We start from the raw sequence: 19,922 nt of genomic DNA, 5'->3' as shown, positions 1-19,922 counted from the left end.
GGCGGGCGCTTCAGCCTCTCATCGCAGTTTGGTGCCGGCGGTTTCCTTCAGGCTGCAGATCACGGCCAGCGAGATCGCCGCCGCAGGCAGCAGATAGAGATAGGTCGGCGACACCGGCGATCCCGTGGCCTGGATGAGCCAGGTCGCGATGAACGGCGCGAAACCGCCGAAGATGGCGACCGAAAGCGCGTAGCCGCTCGACATCCATGTCGAGCGCAGATGGGTCGGGAAGATTTCCGAGATCGCCGCGGGTCCCGCGCCGGAATAGAGCGCGAGCAGGATGCCGAGCAGGATCTGCAGCGGCATCACCAGCGCGAGTCCGGTGCCGCCTGTCATCAGCGAGAACAGCGGATAGGCGAGCAGCCCGATGCCGATCGCGCTCGCCATCAGGAGCGGCTTGCGGCCGATCCTGTCCGACAGTGCGCCCCAGAACGGAACCGCGATCACCATGGCGATCAGGCCGATCGTGTTCGACCACAACGCCTCTGATGGCGTCAGTCCGGCGAAGCGCTGGGTGAAGCTCGGCATCCAGGCGAGCAGCGTGTAATAGGCGACGGTCCAGAAGATGGTGAAGCCGAACGCGAGAGCCCCGAGCGGAAACCCGGCGATCACCGGCTGGTCGGCGACGGCCCGGCGGCTTGCTTCATAGGACGGCGTCTCCTCGACGTTGCGGCGCAGATAGGCGCCGACGAACAGCAGGAGCACGCCGAACAGGAACGGCACGCGCCAGCCCCAGTCGAGCATCGCCGCCTGGCTGAGCGACGAGGTCATGATGGCGGCGACGGCGGAGCCGAGCAGCGAGCCGCCGGCGGTCGAGACCTGCTGAAAGCTGCCATACAGGCCGCGGCGGTGTTGCGGCGCCCACTCCACCATGAAGGCGGTGGAGGTGCTCCATTCGCCGCCGGCCGCCAGCCCCTGCACGATGCGCAAGCCGACCAGCAGGATCGGCGCCCAGACGCCGATCGCCTCATAGGACGGCAGCAGACCGAGCCCTACCGTGCCGAACGCCATCAGGAAGATGGTGAGCATCAGTGCCGCCTTGCGGCCTCTGGTGTCGCCGAGGCGGCCGATCACGATGCCGCCGAGCGGCCGTGCCAGGAAGCCGACGCCATAGGCCGCGAAGGCGGCGAGCAGCGAGGCGGTGGGATCGGTGTTCGGGAAGAATTTTGTCGCGATCAGTCCGGCGAGATAGGCATAGACGCCGAAATCGTACCACTCGAGCAGATTGCCGATCGCCGCGGCCCAGATCGCCCTGCGGGAGTTGTCAGCCAGATCCGCGCTCGGCGCGGCCAGAACAGAAGCTTCCGCCATTGCATCACCAGTCACGGGCATTTCACTGCAATATTCGACATGACAATCCGGGCGGTGTCGAGGGGTGAGGCGCGCGCCATGACGGCTCTGCGGTGATGGCTGACAGTTCGCTGCGGCATAGCTCCTCGCCGTGCTGCTGGTCTTGCTGCTGGTCCTGGCTTTCGATCACGGCTCTTGTGCTGAACGGCGCGCAATTTGCATTTCACGACATCGCACCTATAGTTCTCCATCCTCTGAACTCCACTCACGTCACCTCATGCGCGTTTCGATCATCACAGGCGGCGGCTCCGGCATTGGCGCCGCGATTGCGCGCCGGCTCGCCGCATCGGATCAATGTCTGGTGCTGCATGGCCAGGGCGCGGACGCCGCCGGGCGCGCGCGGCTCGATGCGGTGGCCGAGCAATGCCGCGGCAAGGGCGCGAGGGTCGAGATTTGCACCGGCGATCTCGCCGAGGCCGGCACAGGCGCGGCGCTCGTCGATGCTGCGCGCGCCGCGTTAGGACCGGTTGACGCCATCGTGCACGCCGCTGGCTTTGCCGACCGCCGCGAATTCGCCAGTTTGCCGCGCGCCGCGCTGGAGCGCGCCTTCGCGGTGATGGCTGCGGCGTTCCACGAGATCACCGCGGCGGCGCTACCGGATCTCACGCGCAGCGCGGCAGGCCGCGTCGTCGCGGTCTCGAGTTTTGGGCCGCATCGGTTTTTGCCGGGCGCCATTTATCCGGGCTCGGCCGCGGCAAAGGCCGCGCTCGAGGTCTTGGTGAAGTCGCTGGCGATTGAGCTCGCTGCATCCGGCGCCACCGCCAATGCGGTGATGCCCGGCTACACCCGCAAGGATCCCGGTCTGTTCGGCGCGCTCGATACAGCGACCTGGGAGCACGTCGCAAAGGCCAATCCGATGCAGCGGCTGGCCGAGCCCGACGAGGTCGCCGCCGTCGTCGCCTTCCTGCTGTCGGCGGAAGCCGGCCACGTCACCGGCGCCACGCTGCCGGTCGATGGCGGCCTGACCCTGATGTGATCGGCATGGGCGAGGGCGCAGCAGGACAACAGACGGACGTGATCGTGCTCGGCGCCGGCATGGTCGGCGTCTCCGCAGCACTGGCGGCGCGGCAGCGCGGTCTCTCCGTCATCATCGTCGATCGCCGCGAGCCCGGCAGCGAGACCTCCTACGGCAATGCCGGCATCATTTCGTCAGGTTCGATCCTGCCGCTCAACACGCCCGCGCTGTGGAAGAACCTGCCGAAATACCTCAGCAACACGCATCCGGCGTTGCGCTGGAATCTCCCGTGGGCCATCGCCAACGCCGGCTGGGTGATCCGTTTCCTCGCCAGCGCTGCGCCGTCACAGACAAAGCCGCGCGCGGCCGCGCTGCATGGTCTGATCGGCGCCTCGCTCAAACTGCATCGCGACTGGATCGTGCAGGCCGGCGCCGGGCATCGCATCCGCGAGAGCGGCTGGCTGAAGGCCTGGCGCAGTGACGGGCTTGCGGCCGCCAAGGCCGAGCAGGCGGCGCTCGCCGAATTCGGCATCAAGAGCGAGGTGCTCGACCGCCAGGATATTTCCGCGCTCGAGCCCAACATCATCCCGGCCTACAGCACCGGTCTGCTGCACACCCAGACCGCATCGGTGGATTCGCCCGGCGCGGTGGTGAAGGCCTACGCCAAGATGCTCGCGGATGGCGGCGGCGCGGTCAGGCAATCCGAGGTCAGGCGGATCGACCCGCACGACGGCGGCTGGCGCGTACTGCTCGCCGATGGCGAGATCGCCGCGCGCCATCTCGTGGTCGCGCTCGGGCCCTGGTCGGCCGAGCTGCTGCGCCCGCTCGGCTATCGCGTGCCGCTGGCGTTCGAGCGCGGTTATCACCAGCATTTCGTGCCGAACCCGGCGCGCAAATTGCTGCGCCCGATCCATGATTCCGACGGCAGCTTTCTGATGACGCCGATGGAGCAGGGCATCCGCGTCACCAGCGGCGTCGAGCTTGCCGCGCGCGACGCGCCGTCGAATTTTTCCCAGCTCGAGGCGGTGGTGCCGATGGCGCGCAGCGTGGTCGAATTCGGCGATGCGGTCGGCGAGCGCTGGCGTGGCGCGCGGCCGACGCTGCCCGACAGCCTGCCGATGATCGGCGCGGCGCCGCGGCATCGCGGGCTCTGGCTGGCGTTCGGCAACCAACACATCGGCTTCACCACCGGCCCCGGAACCGGCGCCGCGATCGCGGCGATGATCGCGGGCGAGGCGCCGCCGTTCGATGCGAGCGCGTTTGCGCCAAGCCGGTATATCGCGTGACTCGCGCGGGCCTGCCTGCGATGCTGGGAATGAGCCGGCGCGCGAATGGTCGATAACCGAGGGGCAGGATGAACTACGTCTGGGATTTCGGCATCCTTGCCAAGTACAGCCATCTGTTCTGGCTCGGGCTCGGCTGGACCGTCGCCTACACGATCGGCACCATCATCCTCGGCACGCTGATCGGCCTGATCGTCGGCATGGCGCGGCTCCGCCGGGTTCCGGTGATCGACTGGCTGCTGATCGCCTATATCGAGACCTTCCGCTGCACGCCGCTGCTGGTGCAGATCATCTGGTTCTACTACGCCTTCCCGGTCGTGATCGGCGTCAACATCCCGGCGCATGTCGCCGCCGTCAGCGTGCTCTCGCTCTATGGCGGCGCGTTCTATGCCGAGATCGTGCGCGGCTCGATCGAGAGCGTGCCGGTCGGGCAGTGGGATGCCGCCAAGGCGCTCGGCTTCCGCGGCTGGCGCTTGATGCGGCTCGTGATCCTGCCGCAGGCGCTGAAGCCGATGATGGCGCCCTATGTCAACCAGTCGGTGACGCAGCTGAAAAACACCTCGCTGGTGTCGATCATCGCGGTACCCGATCTGGTCTACAACGCGACGCTGATCAACGCGGACACCTACCGCCCGCTCGAGGTCTACACCATCGTGGCGCTGATCTATTTTGCGATCCTGTTTCCGTCGACCCTGGCGGCAAGGCGGCTGGAGCGCGGGCTGACTTATGACAAGGTCTAAGTTCTCCCTCGCCCCGCTCTTGCGGGGAGAGGGTCGGGGTGAGGGGCCTCTATCCGGCGAGCAGTGCGTGGCTTGTTGAGCAGTGTGCTTCGCCCCTCACCCGGATCGCATCTTTGATGCGATCCGACCTCTCCCCGCAAAGAGCGGGGAGAGGTAAAGAGGGCGCGGCCGCGTCGATCGCGCGGCTAGATACTCAATTCCACCGGCACGTCCTCCGGCTTGACGCCGGCGAGGCCGAGGCCCTTGACGAACCATTCGCGCATCTGGCCGATGCCGCGGTTGTAGTCGATCCACACCGAGAGGAAATCGCGCCAGCGCTTGTCGCTCTCGCGCCGCACCGCGGTGCCGCTCGCGATCGTCACCGCGGGCGATTGCAGGATCTTGTAGGTGCCGAGGTTCGGGTTCTTGGCGATCGCGGTCAGCCCGAGCACGAGGGCGTTGACGACGCAGTCGACCCGGCCCGACGACATTTCCAGCATCACCTCGTCGCGCGACTTCAGCGACTTGATGGTGGCGTTGGGCGCAAAGCGCCGCGCCACCGCCTCGTTGGCGGAGCCGACGTCGACCGCGATCTTGACCTCGGGCTTGTTGATGTCGGCCCAGGTTTTTGCTTCCAGCCCCTTCTTCAGCATGGCGCCGAACGGATGCGGGAACACCAGGCTGGTGAAATCGACCACCAGCGCCCGTTGCGGCGTCGGGTTGAGCGCAAAGCCGAGGTCGATCTTGTTGGCCTGCAGGTCGAGGATCGAGTTGCCGTAGGTCGATTCGACGTATTCGAGCTTGACGTCGAGCAGCTTTGCCAAATCGTTGGCCATCTCGATCGAGAAGCCGGACCAGGTGCCGGAGGCGAGATCCTTGTTGAAATAGGGCAGCTCGCCCGGCAGCACGGCAATGCGCAGCACCTTGTTGGCGCGGATGCGGTCCAGCGTGTTGTCGGCCGGCGCCTGCGCGGCGGCCGGCGTCGTCAGCGCCGCCGCCAGCGCCGCGCCGCTGCCGATCCCGAGCGCATAGCGCAGCGCGTCGCGGCGGTCTTCGGAAATCTTTGTGTCGTCGGATTGAGTCACGTAGGCCTCCCTGCACCAAATCGGGGAAGCCTAGCGTCGGCGTCAGGGGGCGGCAATACCATCGCCCTGCGCCATTGGTAGGCGCGTGATGCCTATCGCGTCACCTCTCCCCGCCCTTTGCGGGGAGAGGTCGGATTGCATCGAAGATGCAATCCGGGTGAGGGGCATGGCACGCTGCTCAACAAGCCATGAAGCGCTCGCCGGATGGAGGCCCCTCACCCCAACCCTCTCCCCGTAAAAACGGGGCGAGGGAGCGCAGCGTGCTCGCGGCGAGCGCCCCGGCTCAATACCGCCCCGGCACATACATCTCCGGCGGGATCGGGCCGCGGTGATAATCCGGGTTGTGCACCCGCGGCGGCAGCACCACGGGTTGGTGGGTGACCGGCTGATAGGGGATCTGGCTCAAGAGATGCGAGATGCAGTTGAGCCGGGCACGCTTCTTGTCGACGGCGTCGACGATCCACCACGGCGAGTCCGGCAGGTGGGTGCGTTCCAGCATCGCCTCCTTGGCCTTGGTGTAGAGCTCCCAGCGGGTGCGGGCCTCGACGTCCATCGGGCTCAGCTTCCACTGCTTCAGCGGATCCTGAATCCGCATCGTGAAGCGGAACGCCTGCTCGTTGTCGGTGATCGAGAACCAGTATTTCAACAAAATGGTGCCGGAGCGGATCAGCATGCGCTCGAATTCCGGCACCGACTTGAAGAATTCCTCATACTGCTCGTCGTTGCAGAACCCCATCACCTTCTCGACGCCGGCGCGGTTGTACCAGCTGCGGTCGAACAGCACGATTTCGCCGCCGGCCGGCAGATGCGAGACGTAGCGCTGAAAGTACCATTGCGTGCGCTCGCGCTCGTTCGGCGCCGGCAGCGCCGCGATGCGGCAGACCCGCGGGTTGAGCCGCTGGGTGATGCGCTTGATGACGCCGCCCTTGCCGGCGGAATCGCGGCCCTCGAACAGCACCACCACCTTCTTCTTCTCGTGCTGCACCCAGTCCTGCAGCTTGACCAGCTCGCCCTGCAGTCGCAGCAGCTCGCGGAAATAGAATTTGCGGTCGAGCCCCGGCCGCCCGAGCCCCGCCTCGTGCTCGAGCTCGTCGAGCCTGACGTCGTCAAGCTCGAGCTCGAGCTCCTCGTCGAGACTGTCGGCAAGCTCCTGATGGATGCGGGCGCGCAGCGCCTCGTCGTGCGCGGCTTCATCGTGCAAGGCTTCACCATGCAAGGCTTGGTCGGTGAGGGGGGCGGTCATGAAGGTCCGTCTTTCAGTATGTTAGATGGAGCGGACCGGAGCATTGACGGCCGATGTTACCCGTGTGTGACATTGTCATGACGGGTGTTTCACGTCCGCCGCGAGACTGTGCTAACAAGCCTCAAAGACCAGAAACGGGAGAAGCCGAATGATTTCGCTCACGCCACAAGATGTCCTGCCGGAAGACCGCACCAGCGGAACGCTGGTCGGGCGAGTCTGGCTGCCCGAGGCGCGCGGTCCGGCCGTCGTCGCGGTGCGGGCAGACGGCGTGTTCGACGTCACCGCCCGGTTCCCGACGGTGAGCGCACTGTGCGAGGAGGCGGACCCCGCCGCCGCGCTGCGTGCGACCAAGGGCGAGCGGATCGGCGACCTCGCGGCGATCCTCGCCAACACGCCCCCCGACCACCGCGATCCGGCAAAGCCGCATCTGCTGGCGCCGGTCGACCTCCAGGTGCTCAAAGCCGCCGGCGTTACCTTCGCGATCTCGATGCTGGAGCGCGTGATCGAGGAGCGGGCGCGCGGCAATCCGTCTTCGGCGGAGGCGATCCGGGCCGAGGTGGTGCGCCTGGTCGGCGACGATCTCTCGAAGCTGAAGCCGGGCTCGGAGCAGGCGGCGCGGCTGAAGCAGGTGCTGATCGATCAGAACGCCTGGAGCCAGTATCTCGAGGTCGGCATCGGCCCCGACGCCGAAGTGTTCACCAAGGCGCCGACGCTGTCCTCGGTCGGCACCGGCATGGACGCCGGGCTGCATCCGAAATCGACCTGGAACAACCCGGAGCCCGAGGTCGTGCTGATCGTGTCAGCTAGCGGCAAGATCGTCGGCGCCGCGCTCGGCAACGACGTCAACCTGCGCGACTTCGAGGGCCGCTCGGCGCTGCTGCTGTCGAAAGCCAAGGACAACAACGCTTCGTGCGCGATCGGCCCGCTGCTCCGCCTGTTCGATGCGACGTTCTCACTCGACGACGTCAGGAAGATGGACGTCGGCCTCACCGTGAAGGGCACCGACGGTTTTGTGCTCGAAGGCCATTCCTCGATCTCAAAGATCAGCCGCGACCCGACCGATCTGGTCGCCCAGACCATCGGCCCCGTGCATCAATACCCCGACGGCTTTGCGCTGTTCCTCGGCACGATGTTCGCACCCGTCAAGGACCGCGACACCAAGGGCGAGGGCTTTACCCACAAGCGCGACGACATCGTCACCATCGCCGCCCCGCAGCTCGGCAAGCTCGTCAACCGCATGCGCAGCAGCGACGAATGCGAACCGTGGACGTTCGGCGTCGGCGCGCTGATGAAGAACCTCGCGCAGCGGAAGCTGTTGTGATGGCGGGAAACAATGTGAGGTGAGCACGCCAGTCGGGCTCCCTCCCCCCTTGCGGGGTAGGGCTATCGCATATGGGCGAGGGCGGAGAGAAGGAAGTCGTTGTTCCATCTGGCCTGGAGCATTTTGTGGCTGATGCGGGCTGGACCTGGCGTTGCCTGCAGGACATTGATGGCCAGCTTGCGGATGACGGCGAGATTTTCCGCGGCATGATCCTTGCGGCTGCGGCAGGCGTCCTCGTCGAATAGAACGTCGAGAACCCAGTGCAGGTTGTTCTCGATGCTCCAATGGGCGCGCACGACTTCGAGCAGTTTCCTGGCAGACAGCACGCGCGAGGCCAGAAAGTACCGGACTGTATGCTTGGCAGCCCTGCCGGCGTTGGTGCGCCAACTGTCGATGCGACCGACGGCAGCGATAGCGGGGAAGTCGTATTGCTTCGCCAATTGCGGTGCCGGGGCGACGATGGCCTGCCGACGCTCGACGCGGCCGTGAGTTGTGGTCCCGCGCTGGCTCGCCCGCGCTGGCCTTCGGGCCGTGTCGACCAGCGTCCTGGCGGCCTTGAAGAGCTTGCCGCGATTGCTCTTGATGGCCAACACATAGTGCCCCCTCCGGTCGCGGATGGCCTGCGCCGTGTCGGGTCGGCAATGCAAGGCGTCGGCGGTAACAAGAGCACCGTCCAGATCGAGCAGCGCGAGAACTTCGAGAGCACCGGCAATCTCGTTGCGATTGGGGGCCTTCCGCTGAGCCAAGGCCATGCGAGTGCCTGCCGCCCAGACATTGACCATGTGCAGCGGCGTGGCCCGCCGGCCACGCGTGAAGGCTCCGCGCAGGGCCTTGCCATCGATGCTGACCACGCCCTTGATGCCAAAGCTCTTGCTGAACTTGCGCAACACCGCTTCCAGACCCTTCGGGTCCAGCGCACGCAAGACGTTGCTGAACGTATCGTGGCTCGGGATGCCGTGCCTGAGCTCCAGGAACCGTCGCAACAGCTCCTCGCGGCCTTGCCCAAAGAACTCGAACTCGGTGCAGGTCTTGGCGCCAGCCAGCGTGGCCGCCAATGCAATGACGAGGATCTCCACCAGATCGTGTCGAGTGTTGCTGGCGCGCGGGTCCTTGAGCGGTCGAAACAGGCGCTTGAGCTTGCGCATTCAGGTCTCCCTCGGGAATCGAGAGACACCCAAAGAATCCAGTTCCTACCGCTTTGCAACACCCCTCCAGCGCCATATGCGATTCCCCTACTTGAAAAGGGGAGGTCGCTTTGCTCGCAAGAGCAAAGCGGGTGGGGATCTGCGCTCTCCACGAGCAGCGTCGTCTGCGGCTGACCCTCATCCCGACCTTCCCCCTTTCAGGGGGAAGGAGAAGACAGATCTTTAGCCTGTAGCCTGGATGCAGCGAAGCGAAATCCGGGTAGGTCCCTCCGCGGAGGCCGGCTCCGGATTGCGCTGCGCTGCATCCGGGCTACGCACTGTCGTCTGGTGCTCAGGATGTTGCGACATCCGTCACCGTCATCCGCACGATGCGCCGTCCTGAGACGTCATTTCTGAGAAGATCCTCGCCCGGTTTCATCTGTCAGTTTTTCCAGCCGACGCTGCATGACTTCAATGATGAGCTCGCGCTTTGCCGCGATTCGTTCGATTGGTCCGCCAATGCCGATAGCGAGCGGAGCGCGTCTCTTCGGCAGGGGAACAAGCATGCCTATCGTGTTTGCGCCCGGCGTCGTGCGGCCGCTTGACTCGGAAAACCCGCGTCGGCGGATGCGCTCGACCTCTTCGAGAAAGACCGATTCTCGAACGCGCATCGATTGATCCGGCTCTTCAGCGTTATTGCGACGGATAATGCCGCGCACGGTTGCGTTTGGCATTTGGCTCAGCAGCACGTGTCCGAGGGCGGTACGAACCATCGGTCGTATTTGACCGGCTTGAGCAGTGTACTGAAGCCGCGAGGTGCTGGGTACAACATGTAGATACTGCATCCCCGCGGCACCCGCCTGATGTCCAAGCATAACGGTTTCGCCGCCAGTCGCCCTCCAGAGTTCCTCCATCAGGTCTGTGAGCTTTGTATCGCGAAACGGAGAACGACGGATCCAATCACCAAGCAGGTTTACCCGATAGCTGGGTAGGAAACGCCGGGTCAGTCGGTCGTATTCGAGGTAGTTCAACTCAACGAGACTGCTCAGCAACACCGAAGTGCTCGATTGGGGCATCTCCAGCGCGGCAGAAATTTCAGTCACGGACGCAGCCCGCTTTGTTTCCCGAAAGAACTCCAGAACCGCAAAAGTCCGCATCGCCGATTTGACGATGGTCGTCTTGCTCGATTTCGGCATGCCTGTCTCCGCGCGGGGCAATTGCCGCAGCTTTATCACATATGTGATGTTAGGGCGGAATGGCTTCACTTCAGGGCAACTTTGGCACAGATTGGCGTCAATTAGATCAAACCGCATGGAAACGCAGAGCGCAGGGGAAGGCGGATGCCCGGACGAAGCCTGTTCGAGAAGATCTGGGACCAGCATGTCATTGCCCGGTTGAACGAGGACACCGACCTCCTTCATATCGACCGCCATCTACTGCACGATCTCGGCGGCTCGCGCGGCCTGCTCGATCTGAAGAGCAGGGGGCTCAAGGTCCACAATCCCGAGCTGACTTTTGCGACGCCGGATCACGCGCTCTCGACCGCGCCCGGCCGTGCTGGAACCAGCAAGATCGGACTGGAATTGCTGGCCGCGCTTCGGGTCGAGACCTCGGCGAGCGGCATCACATTGTTCGATGTCGATCAGCCCGGCCAGGGCATCGTCCATGTCATTGGGCCGGAGCTTGGCCTGAGCCTGCCGGGCGCAACCATCGTCTGCGGCGATAGCCACACCTGCACCCATGGCGGCCTCGGCGCACTCGCCTTCGGCATCGGATCGAGCGAGCTCGCCCATGTGCTGGCGACGCAGGCGCTGATCCAGCGCCGGCCGAAAACGCTGCGCGCGCGGTTCGAGGGCAAATTGCCGCTCGGCGTCACCGCCAAGGACATGATCCTGGCGCTGATCGGCCATATCGGCGCCGCCGGCGGCACCGGCTATGCGGTCGAATATGCCGGCAGCGCGATCCGCGAGCTGCCGATCGAGGGCCGGCTCACGATCTGCAACCTCTCGATCGAGCTCGGCGCCAAGATGGGCATGGTTGCGCCCGACGAGAAGACCTTTGAATATTTGCGCGGTCGCCCTTATGCGCCGACAGGAGAGATGTGGGAGCTCGCGGTCAAGGCCTGGCGCGAACTGCCGAGCGATCCCGACGCCGTGTTCGACCGCGAGGTCACGATCGACGTCACAAAAATCATTCCGCAGGTGACCTGGGGCACCAGCCCCGAGCATGTCATCGGCGTCGACGGCAAAATTCCCGATCCGAAGGCGGTCGACGATCCCGCGCGCCGCGCCGCGATCGAGACCGCGCTGGAATATATGGGTCTTAAGGGCGGCGCGCCGATTGCGGGCACGCCGGTCGACTGGGTGTTCATCGGCTCCTGCACCAACAGCCGGCTCAGCGATCTGCGCGCGGCCGCCGAGGTGGCGCGCGGCCGCAAGGTCGCGGCCGGCGTCCGCGCCTGGGTGGTGCCGGGCTCTGAAAACGTCAAGCGCGAGGCGGTCGCCGAAGGGCTCGACAAGGTCTTCGTCGAGGCCGGCTTCGAATGGCGCGAGCCGGGCTGCTCGATGTGCCTTGCCGCCAATGGCGAGGTGGTGGCGCCCGGGCAGCGCTCGGTCTCGACCTCGAACCGCAATTTCGTCGGCCGGCAGGGGCCGCGGGCGCGGACCCATCTGGCAAGCCCCGCGAGTGCCGCAGCATCGGCTATTGCCGGTGCAATCGCCGACGTCAGGATGATGGGGCGCTGAAAAATGCCAAAACCGTTCGACAAGCTCACCGCAACGGCCGCGCCGATCATGCGCGCCAACATCGATACCGACGTGATCATCCGCATCGAGCGGCTGGTCGGCAATTCGATCCGCGGCACGCTCGGCAAATGGGCGTTCGGATCGCTGCGCTATCTGCCCGATGGCTCGGAGAATCCCGATTTCATCCTCAACCGCGAGCCGTATCGCGAGGCGGAGATCCTCGTCACCGGGCCGAATTTCGGCTGCGGCTCGTCGCGCGAGGGCGCGGTGTGGTCGCTGCAGGAGCGCGGCATCCGCGCCATCATCGGCTCCGGCTTCGGCGACATCTTCTTCGCCAACTGCTTCCAGAACGGCATCCTGCCCATCATCGTCGACAAGGCGGTGGTCGATCAGCTTGCCGCCGACATCGAGGCGACGCAGGGCGCCGGTAAGGTCTCGGTCGACCTGGAGGCGCAGACCATCGTCTCGCCGTCGGGCAAGCAGCATCCATTCGAGATCGACCCGCGGCGGCGCGAGGGGCTGCTCAAAGGCCTCGACGAGGTCGCGCTGACATTGCAGCGCGACGACGAAATCCACGCCTTCCAGGCCGCCGACCGCGCGGCACGCCCCTGGATCCATTCGACAAGGATATCAGCATGAGCACGCAATCCAACATGATCAAGGTCGCCGTGGTCGGTGGCGAGGGCATCGGCCCCGAAGTCACCACGCAGTCGCGCCGTGTGCTCGAATGGTTCGCCGCCAACCGCGGCGTGCCGATGACGCTGCGCGATGCCGAATATGGCCTGATCCCGTATCTCAAGACAGGCAAGGTGCTGCCGGAGGACACTGCCGAGGCGATGGATGAGGCCGACGCGATCCTGTGGGGTGCGACCGGCGGCCCCGAAACCACCGAGGTGCCGGCGGCCGCGCGCAAGGCCGGCAGCCTGCTCGGGCTGCGCAGCAAATACGATCTCTACGCCAACTTGAGGCCGATCGCGGCGAGTCCGTCATTGTCGGCCTCTGCGCCGCTCAAGGCCGAAGTGCTCGACGGCGTCGATTTCGTCATCATTCGCGAGTTGACCAGCGGCATCTATTTCGGCGAGCCGCGCGGCATCGAGACGCTGCACGACGGCCAGCGCCGCGGCTTCAACACTGAGCAGTACACCACCAACCAGATCCGCCGGGTGGCACGCGCCGCCTTCGAGCTGGCGCGCACTCGCCGGGGCAAGGTCTGCTCGGTCGACAAGGCCAATGTGCTGGAGACCAGCGTGGTGTGGCGCGAGGAAATGATCGCGCTGCATAAGGAAGAGTTCTCGGACGTCGAGCTCACCCATCTCTATGTCGACAACGCCGCGATGCAGATCGTGCGCGAGCCGCGGCAATTCGACGTGATGGTGACGGGCAACATTTTTGGCGACATCCTGTCCGACTGCGCGGCGATGGCCTCGGGCTCGCTCGGCATGCTGCCGTCGGCCTCGCTCGGCCCGGTCGATCGCTACGGCCGCCGCAAGGCGCTGTACGAGCCGGTGCATGGCAGCGCGCCCGACATCGCCGGCAAGGGCATCGCCAATCCGCTCGGCTCGATCCTCAGCGTCGCGATGCTGCTGCGGCTGACGCTTAACCGTCCGGAGGACGCCGACCTGCTGGAGCAGGCGGTGCAGACCGCGCTCGCCTCCGGCGCGCGCACCGCTGACATTGCCGAGGCCGGTGCGAAAAAACTCTCCACCGTCGAGATGGGCGACGCGGTGCTGCGCGCGCTGGACAAGGTGTCAGCGAAGGAGAACGCTTGATGGCCAATATATCGAGACGCTCGGCGCTGACGGTCATCGCGGCGAGCGGCGCGGCACTTGCCACCCGGCGGGCCGGGGCGCAGGCGATGGCCGGCCGCGCGATCTATCCGGTCGCGGTGCCGGTCTACCAAACGCAATTCATCGCCGACCGCATCGGCTACTTCAAGGAAGCCGGGCTCGACTGCAAGCTGCTGCAGGGCGGCAGCGGGGTGAAGACCCGCGAGATCATCGCCTCGTCGCAGGGCGACATCGGGATCGGCGACGTCACCCATCCGATGCAACTGACCAACCACGGCCGCGCTGCGCGCGTGCTGTTGCCGGTGGATACGCGGTCGAACTCGGTGATGTTCATCATCCGCAAGGATCTGAAGGACCAGGGCATCAATTCGCTGGAGGCTTTTACGCAGTGGAAGCGGCCCGACGGCCGCAAGCCGATCGTCTCGGTGTCCTCGCTCGGCGGCACCAACCATGTCTGGTCGTCCTACTACATGGAAACCATGGGGCTCGACGACAAGGTGACCTGGATCGGTACCGGCAATGTCGACACCATGCTGGGAGCCTTGAAGTCGAAGCAGGTCGACATCCTCGTCTCTTCGCTGTCGCTGTTGACCGACGCGCAGAAAAACGGTTGGGGCGAATTGCTGTTCGACGGCACCGACGAGGCGATCTGGAATAAGCATATCGGCGGCAAGGTCCCGGTCACGGGGCATTTCACCTTGCAGGCGACGATCGACAAGGACCCGGCCAAGATGCAGGCCTATGTCACCGCGCTATGGCGCGCGGCGCAGTGGATCAAGGCGCACAAGGCGGACGAGGTCTACGACGCGATCGAGCCATATGTCGGCAGCACGTCGCGTGAATCCAACATGCTCGAGATCGCCTCGATCCAGAAGGTCGCGGATTATGACGGCAGAGTCGACGCTGCGAGCTTCGCGCGCGGTGAAAAAGTCTGGTTCCGCGAGATGACCGGCATCAAGCCGCTGAAGATCGCGGACGTGATCAATTCGACCCTGATCGAGGCAGCACGAAAGGCCTATCCGGGTTGAGCGCGTTGGAGACAAGCGAAAGGTTAGCGCCACGCTCGCAGGCTGATCGCCGCGTCGAGGTCAAGGGGCTGAGCAAGTCGTTCCAACTCGCCAAGACCACGATCGAGGCGGTGCGCGATGTCACGTTCGACGTCCGCCGCGGCGAGTTCGTCGCGCTGCTCGGGCCGTCGGGCTCCGGCAAGAGCACCGTGCTCAACATGATCGCCTCGCTGATCCGCCCCACCGGCGGCGAGATATTGATCGACGGCAAGCGCGTCGTCCCCGGCAAGGCGACACCTGACGTCGGCTATGTGTTCCAGCGCGACACGCTGTTTCCCTGGCGCACCGTCGCCGACAATATCGGCTACGGGCTGGAGCTGTCGGGCGTGCCGGCGCAAGAGCGCAAGGCGCGCATCGCCGAATGCGTCGCGCAGGCCGGGCTGAAGGGTTTTGAGAACGCCTATCCGTCAGCGCTGTCGGGCGGCATGCGGCAGCGCGCGGCGCTGATGCGGACGCTGATCGTCGAGCCGCAGATTTTGTTGATGGACGAGCCGTTCGGCGCGCTCGACACCCACACCAAGATCGACATGCACGAGGTGCTCTTGCGGATCTGGGAGCGCGAGCAGCAGACCGTGCTGTTCGTCACCCACGATCTCGGCGAGGCGCTGACGCTCGCCGACCGCATCATCCTGTTCTCGGCACGGCCGGGCCGCATCAAGGACGTGTTCCAGGTCGATTTCGCGCGGCCGCGCGACGCGGTGACGGTGCGCGAGACTCCGCGCTATGCCGAGCTGTTCCAGCACATCTGGCATTCGCTCGGCGAGGAATTCGTCAAGGGCCGCAGCGCATGAAGCGATACAGCACGCTGAACACGGTGGGTTGGCAGGTCCTGATCTGCGCCATCGTGCTGTCGGTCTGGCAATGGGGCCATGATCTGCACGCGAGATTGCCGTGGCTGGTGCCGGACCTGCTCGATCCGTACTTCATCTCCAAGCCGTCGATGATCTGGGACAATTTTTTGATCCAGAGTTGTCTGACCTCGAAGCTCGGCGTCTTCAACGGCTGGTTCAACGGCGATTTTGCCAAATGCCTGGCGCGCAACGAGAACAATCTGTGGGCGGCAACGGCGATTACGCTGAAAAACACCTTCTTCGGCTTCGTCACCGGCGTGGTGTCCGGCTTCATCGCCGGGCTGATCCTGGGGCGCTCCGATCGCCTGAGCGCGATCTTTCAGCCGTTCATCACCGCGGTGAATTCGATCCCGCGGATCGCGCTGGCGCCGATCATCGTGCTGGGGTTCGGGATCGGCGACATGTCGAAGATCGTGACCTCCTGGATCCTGGTCGTGTTCCTGGTGTTCTTCAACACCTTTGAGGGCGCCCGCTCGATCGACGAGGGTTTTACCAACGCCGCGCGGCTGCTCGGCGCCAGCGAGTGGCAGATCACCCGCACGGTGGTGATCCCGTCGACCATGGCGTGGGTGTTCGCCTCGCTGACACCTGCGATCTCCTTCGCACTGATCGGCGTGATCGTCGGCGAGTTCATCGGCGCCGAGCGCGGCATCGGCCGGCTCATCATCGAATCGGAGGCGCGCGGCGAGGCCTCCGGCATGATGGTCGCGGTGGTCGTGCTGATGCTGGTGGGCGTCGTGCTGTCGGCGATCATCTGGCGGCTGCAGGCCTATCTGCTGCGCTGGCAGCGGCAGCGGACCGCGGAGTAAGAGGCGGCCCGGAACGCATCTCAGCGTCAGCTCGGGCCGCCCTTGAAGTCTCAGGCTGCGTGTTCCGACGGCGAGCTCTCGCCGTCGAGCCAGTCCTGCTCCCGCGCCAGCGCGCGCCAGGCTGCTTCCATCCGCTTGTAGCGATTGCAGGTCGGTTCGTCGGATGCGTGCTCGGCGAGCTGGGCGCAGTTTTCCGCATTGTCGAGAAAATGCTGCGACTGTTTCATGAAACGTCCTCCTTGTTAATGAGGACGTGGGAGATCATTTCAGGCTATTCAACGCGCGGAACGTGATCATTTCGCCACAGTGGTGAACGCGCGTTCACCGAGTTCCACGATTGCGCCTGTGGACAATTTGCCCCGGCCGCTTCGTGATTGCGCCGTGAACGCGCCGCCGGCGTTGTCGGATCGAGCGGTATGAATGCCGCGGAGGTACCATGGCGATTGAGACGGAACTCAAGTTCCGCGTTCCCGCGAGCAAGCTGAAGATGCTGGCGAAGCCGCGGATTGCCGGCGTCAGGAGTCATGAGCCATCCGCGCGCGAGCTGGTCTCGACCTATTTCGACACCACGAAGCACAAGCTGAAGCGGCATGGTATCACGCTTCGGGTGCGGCAGGACGGCGACACGCGCGTCCAGACCATCAAGGCAGCCGAATGCACGCAGTTCGGCCGCGGCGAATGGGAGAGGGAGCTCGACGGCGATGGGCCCGATCTCGGCAAGGTAGAGGGCACGCCGCTCGACGGGCTGGTATCCCGGAAGCTGCGCGACAAGCTGAAGCCCGTCTTCGAGACATCGGTGCGGCGCATCACCGTGCCGCTGCGCACCAAGCGGAGCGCGATCGAGCTTGCCATCGATCGCGGCCATACCACGGCCGGACAGCGTTCGCACCCCATTCAGGAGATCGAGCTTGAGCTGAAGAGCGGGCGGCCGCTCGACCTGTTTCGGGTTGCGAGGGCACTGGAACGCAAGGCCGGCGCCGAGCTCGACATGCGCTCGAAATCCGAGCACGGATACGAGCTTGGCGGCGATGCGGATCATCTCGCCGTCTCGGCCGAAAGCATCGTGCTGGGCCGCGGGCTGACGGCCGGCGATGCGTTTCGGGTGATCGCGCGGTCGGCGTTCCGGCACTTTTCGGCAAATGCCGATGCGGTTCGCGAAGGCGAGGCTGAAGGCATTCACCAGATGCGGGTCGGCCTGCGCCGGCTGCGTGCGGCGATCTCGCTGTTCTCGAAGATATTGACCGGGCCGAGCACCGAAGAGATCAAGGGCGAGCTGAAGTGGTTGACCAACGAGCTTGCGCCCGCGCGTGAACTTGATGTGTTCGTCAGGGAGGACATCGAGCCGGCCTCGCATGATGCGCTGCTACGGCGTGGTGGCGGCGCGATCAGGCGGGAATTTTCCGGGCGCCGTGATCGCGCCTTTGCGCGCGCGAAGAAGGCGGTGAGCTCGTCGCGGTACCGCTCCTTGCTGATCGACACCCTGCAATGGATCGAAGCGAAGCAGACGGTCGCAGCGGAAGACGAGGGCGGCCCGATCGACGCGTTCGCTGCCGCGGTGCTGCATCGCCGGATCAGGAAGCTGCGCAGGGATGGCCGGCGTCTCGACCGCCTGTCGGCCGAGGAGCGGCACAAGGTCCGGATCCGGGCCAAGAAGATCAGATATGCGGTCGATTTCTTTGAAAGCCTGTTTCCGGGCAAGCGCGAGCGGAAGCGGCTTGCGCGGCTGTCAAAGCACCTGAAGCGCGTCCAGGACGCGCTCGGCTCGCTCAACGATTTCGCGGCGCATCGCAAGCTCGCGGTCGATGCCGCGCTGAAGGCGCCGCATCAGAAGGAGCGCGCCCGCGCCTTTGCGTCAGGCGTGGTGCTCGGCCGCGAGCAGCAGGCGGTCAAGCCGCTGATCAAGATCGCCGCGAAGGAAGTGCGCGGGCTGGAGCGGTTCTGAGCGGATTGCTCGTCATTCCGGGTTCGACGCTTCGCGTTGCCCCGGAATGACGGTCGGGGCCTAAGTCACCGGCGCCGGGTTGAACAGCGTGAGATCGTTGTGAATGCCCCAGCGGTCCGACCACGGCTTCGTCCTGCCGCTGGCGACATCGAGGATCAGGTGGAACAGATCCCAGCCGGCTTCCTCGATGGTCGTCTCGCCGGTCGCGATGCAGCCGGCGTCGAAATCGATCAGATCCTTCCAGCGCCGCGCCAGCTCGCTGCGAGTCGCGACCTTGATCACCGGCGCAGCCGCAAGGCCGTAGGGCGTGCCGCGGCCGGTGGTGAACACCTGCAAGGTCATGCCGGAGGCGAGTTGCAGCGTGCCGCAGATGAAATCGCTGGCGGGTGTCGCGGCGAACAGCATGCCCTTCTGCCGCGCCTTCTCGCCGGGCGCCAGCACGCCGGCGATCGGGCCGGAGCCCGACTTGACGATCGAGCCGAGGGATTTCTCGACGATGTTGGCAAGCCCGCCCTTCTTGTTGCCCGGCGTGGTGTTGGCGCTGCGGTCGGCGCCGCCGCGGGCGAGATAGGCGTCGTACCACGCCATTTCGCGGATCAGCGCGCGGCCGACCTCCTCGTTGACGGCGCGGCGGGTGAGAAGTTGGATCGCATCGCGCACCTCGGTCACTTCCGAGAACATCACGGTCGCGCCCGACTGCACTAGCAGGTCGGCGGCGAAGCCGACCGCGGGATTGGCGGTGACGCCGGAGAACGCATCGCTGCCGCCGCATTGCAGGCCGATCACGAGATCGGAGGCCGGGCAGGTCTCGCGCTTGCGGGTGTTGAGCACCTTCAGCCGCGCCTCGGCCTGGGTCATGATGGCCTCGACGATGGCGCCAAAGCCGTCGAACGCCTCGTCCTGCATCCGCACGATGGCGTCGCTCACGCCCTCGGGCACCAGCCGCTCGGGCGCCAGCTTTTCGCAGCCAAGCCCGACGACCAGAATCTCGCCGCCGAAATTCGGATTGAGTGCGAGGTTCTGCAAGGTGCGGATCGGCACCACGGCGTCGGGCGCCGAGATCGCGACGCCGCAACCATAGGCATGGGTCAGCGGCACCACGTCGTCGACATTGGGATATTTCGGCAGCAGCTCGGCGCGAATGCGCTTCACCGCATATTCCATCGTGCCCTTGACGCATTGCACGGACGAGGAGATGCCGAGAATGTTCTTTGTTCCCACCGAGCCATCGGGATTGCGAAAACCCTCGAAGGTAAAGCCTTCGAGCGGCGGCAGCGCGGGGGGCACCGCGGTTGCGATCTCGAGCTGATCGAGCGGCGGCGCCTCGGGCATGCGGATGCGCGCTTCGTCGACCCATTCGCCGGCCAGAATCGGCGATAGCGCATATCCGATCACTTCGCCGTAGCGGATGATCGGCGCGCCCTCGGCGATGCCTTCCAGCGCGGTCTTGTGGCTCTGCGGCACGAAGGCGCGCAAGGTCAGGCCGCAGGCGAAGCGCGAGCCGGCGGGCAGGCCGAAATCATTGACCACGATCGCGACATTGTCGCGCGCGTTGAGCTTGATGTAGCGGGGCTGCTCCTTGGCGCCGATCGACTGGTCCATGCGGACTCCAGGATTTGTAGGGTGGGTTAGCCGAAGGCGT

18 protein-coding genes are annotated in these 19,922 nt (G+C 65.4%); 11 read left to right on the top strand and 7 right to left on the bottom strand.

Annotated elements, in window-relative coordinates; translation table 11 throughout:
• Positions 1–18: 18 nt before the first annotated feature.
• Positions 19–1,311, bottom strand: coding sequence for an MFS transporter (locus tag CI41S_RS40610; protein WP_139864567.1), 1,293 nt, complete (start codon positions 1,309–1,311; stop codon positions 19–21).
• Positions 1,312–1,567: 256 nt separating this feature from the next.
• On the opposite strand from CI41S_RS40610, the gene CI41S_RS40605 reads away from it, so the two are divergent.
• The 3 genes from CI41S_RS40605 to CI41S_RS40595 all read left to right on the top strand — a co-directional run bounded on the left by CI41S_RS40605 (position 1,568) and on the right by CI41S_RS40595 (position 4,328).
• The gene (locus CI41S_RS40605) at positions 1,568–2,326 is read left to right on the top strand and encodes an SDR family NAD(P)-dependent oxidoreductase (RefSeq protein ID WP_139864566.1); all 759 of its coding nucleotides are present in this window, start codon (positions 1,568–1,570) and stop codon (positions 2,324–2,326) included.
• A 5-nt stretch (positions 2,327–2,331) separates the two neighbouring features.
• Positions 2,332–3,591, top strand: coding sequence for an NAD(P)/FAD-dependent oxidoreductase (locus CI41S_RS40600; protein WP_139864565.1), 1,260 nt, complete (start codon positions 2,332–2,334; stop codon positions 3,589–3,591).
• Positions 3,592–3,659: 68 nt separating this feature from the next.
• A complete protein-coding gene (locus tag CI41S_RS40595) occupies positions 3,660–4,328 on the top strand; it encodes an amino acid ABC transporter permease (protein WP_139864564.1) in 669 nt (222 codons plus the stop codon).
• Between the two features lie 185 nt (positions 4,329–4,513).
• Here the strand turns inward: CI41S_RS40595 and CI41S_RS40590 are convergent, their stop codons facing one another.
• A complete protein-coding gene (locus CI41S_RS40590) occupies positions 4,514–5,392 on the bottom strand; it encodes a transporter substrate-binding domain-containing protein (RefSeq protein ID WP_139864563.1) in 879 nt (292 codons plus the stop codon).
• A gap of 283 nt (positions 5,393–5,675) precedes the next feature.
• Positions 5,676–6,635, bottom strand: coding sequence for a polyphosphate kinase 2 (ppk2, locus tag CI41S_RS40585; protein WP_244626845.1), 960 nt, complete (start codon positions 6,633–6,635; stop codon positions 5,676–5,678).
• A 148-nt stretch (positions 6,636–6,783) separates the two neighbouring features.
• Here ppk2 and CI41S_RS40580 point away from each other — a divergent pair, with 148 nt between their 5' ends.
• On the top strand, positions 6,784–7,956 hold the full coding sequence (locus tag CI41S_RS40580; protein ID WP_139864562.1) for a fumarylacetoacetate hydrolase family protein: 1,173 nt from the start codon (positions 6,784–6,786) through the stop codon (positions 7,954–7,956).
• Positions 7,957–8,018: 62 nt separating this feature from the next.
• On the opposite strand, the gene CI41S_RS40575 is transcribed toward CI41S_RS40580, so the two are convergent.
• On the bottom strand, positions 8,019–9,101 hold the full coding sequence (locus CI41S_RS40575; RefSeq protein ID WP_139864561.1) for an ISAs1 family transposase: 1,083 nt from the start codon (positions 9,099–9,101) through the stop codon (positions 8,019–8,021).
• A 386-nt stretch (positions 9,102–9,487) separates the two neighbouring features.
• Entirely contained in the window at positions 9,488–10,276 is a 789-nt protein-coding gene (locus CI41S_RS40570) for a helix-turn-helix domain-containing protein (protein ID WP_139864560.1), read from the bottom strand.
• 144 nt (positions 10,277–10,420) lie between these two features.
• Here CI41S_RS40570 and leuC point away from each other — a divergent pair, with 144 nt between their 5' ends.
• Genes leuC through CI41S_RS40540 form a run of 6 tightly spaced genes read left to right on the top strand, consistent with a single transcriptional unit; the run spans position 10,421 to position 16,338 of the window.
• Complete coding sequence (gene leuC / locus CI41S_RS40565) at positions 10,421–11,824, top strand: 3-isopropylmalate dehydratase large subunit (protein ID WP_139864559.1); 1,404 nt, start codon at positions 10,421–10,423, stop codon at positions 11,822–11,824.
• Between the two features lie 3 nt (positions 11,825–11,827).
• A complete protein-coding gene (gene leuD / locus CI41S_RS40560) occupies positions 11,828–12,463 on the top strand; it encodes a 3-isopropylmalate dehydratase small subunit (RefSeq protein ID WP_139864558.1) in 636 nt (211 codons plus the stop codon).
• A complete protein-coding gene (gene leuB, locus CI41S_RS40555) occupies positions 12,460–13,593 on the top strand; it encodes a 3-isopropylmalate dehydrogenase (RefSeq protein WP_139864557.1) in 1,134 nt (377 codons plus the stop codon). Before leuD ends, leuB begins: the two co-directional genes overlap by 4 nt.
• A complete protein-coding gene (locus CI41S_RS40550) occupies positions 13,593–14,639 on the top strand; it encodes an ABC transporter substrate-binding protein (RefSeq protein WP_139864556.1) in 1,047 nt (348 codons plus the stop codon). The genes leuB and CI41S_RS40550 overlap by 1 nt, the downstream gene beginning before the upstream one ends.
• Positions 14,636–15,469 carry an ABC transporter ATP-binding protein gene (locus CI41S_RS40545; protein ID WP_172628385.1) on the top strand — a complete coding sequence of 278 codons (834 nt, stop codon included), beginning with the start codon at positions 14,636–14,638 and terminating at the stop codon, positions 15,467–15,469. Before CI41S_RS40550 ends, CI41S_RS40545 begins: the two co-directional genes overlap by 4 nt.
• A complete protein-coding gene (locus CI41S_RS40540) occupies positions 15,466–16,338 on the top strand; it encodes an ABC transporter permease (protein WP_139864554.1) in 873 nt (290 codons plus the stop codon). Before CI41S_RS40545 ends, CI41S_RS40540 begins: the two co-directional genes overlap by 4 nt.
• Before the next feature lie 50 nt (positions 16,339–16,388).
• On the opposite strand, the gene CI41S_RS43960 is transcribed toward CI41S_RS40540, so the two are convergent.
• Positions 16,389–16,565 (bottom strand): hypothetical protein, encoded by a 177-nt coding sequence (locus CI41S_RS43960; protein WP_172627116.1) that lies wholly within the window; start codon positions 16,563–16,565, stop codon positions 16,389–16,391.
• Positions 16,566–16,774: 209 nt separating this feature from the next.
• Here CI41S_RS43960 and CI41S_RS40535 point away from each other — a divergent pair, with 209 nt between their 5' ends.
• Positions 16,775–18,280 carry a CYTH and CHAD domain-containing protein gene (locus CI41S_RS40535; protein WP_139864553.1) on the top strand — a complete coding sequence of 502 codons (1,506 nt, stop codon included), beginning with the start codon at positions 16,775–16,777 and terminating at the stop codon, positions 18,278–18,280.
• Positions 18,281–18,340: 60 nt separating this feature from the next.
• Here CI41S_RS40535 and garD read toward each other — a convergent pair whose 3' ends face one another.
• Positions 18,341–19,882, bottom strand: coding sequence for a galactarate dehydratase (gene garD, locus CI41S_RS40530; RefSeq protein ID WP_139864552.1), 1,542 nt, complete (start codon positions 19,880–19,882; stop codon positions 18,341–18,343).
• Positions 19,883–19,922: the final 40 nt, after the last annotated feature.

Source organism: Bradyrhizobium ivorense, from assembly GCF_900696085.1.
GTDB classification, from domain to species: Bacteria; Pseudomonadota; Alphaproteobacteria; order Rhizobiales; family Xanthobacteraceae; genus Bradyrhizobium; species Bradyrhizobium ivorense.
This window is presented reverse-complemented; position numbering and strand designations above follow the sequence as displayed.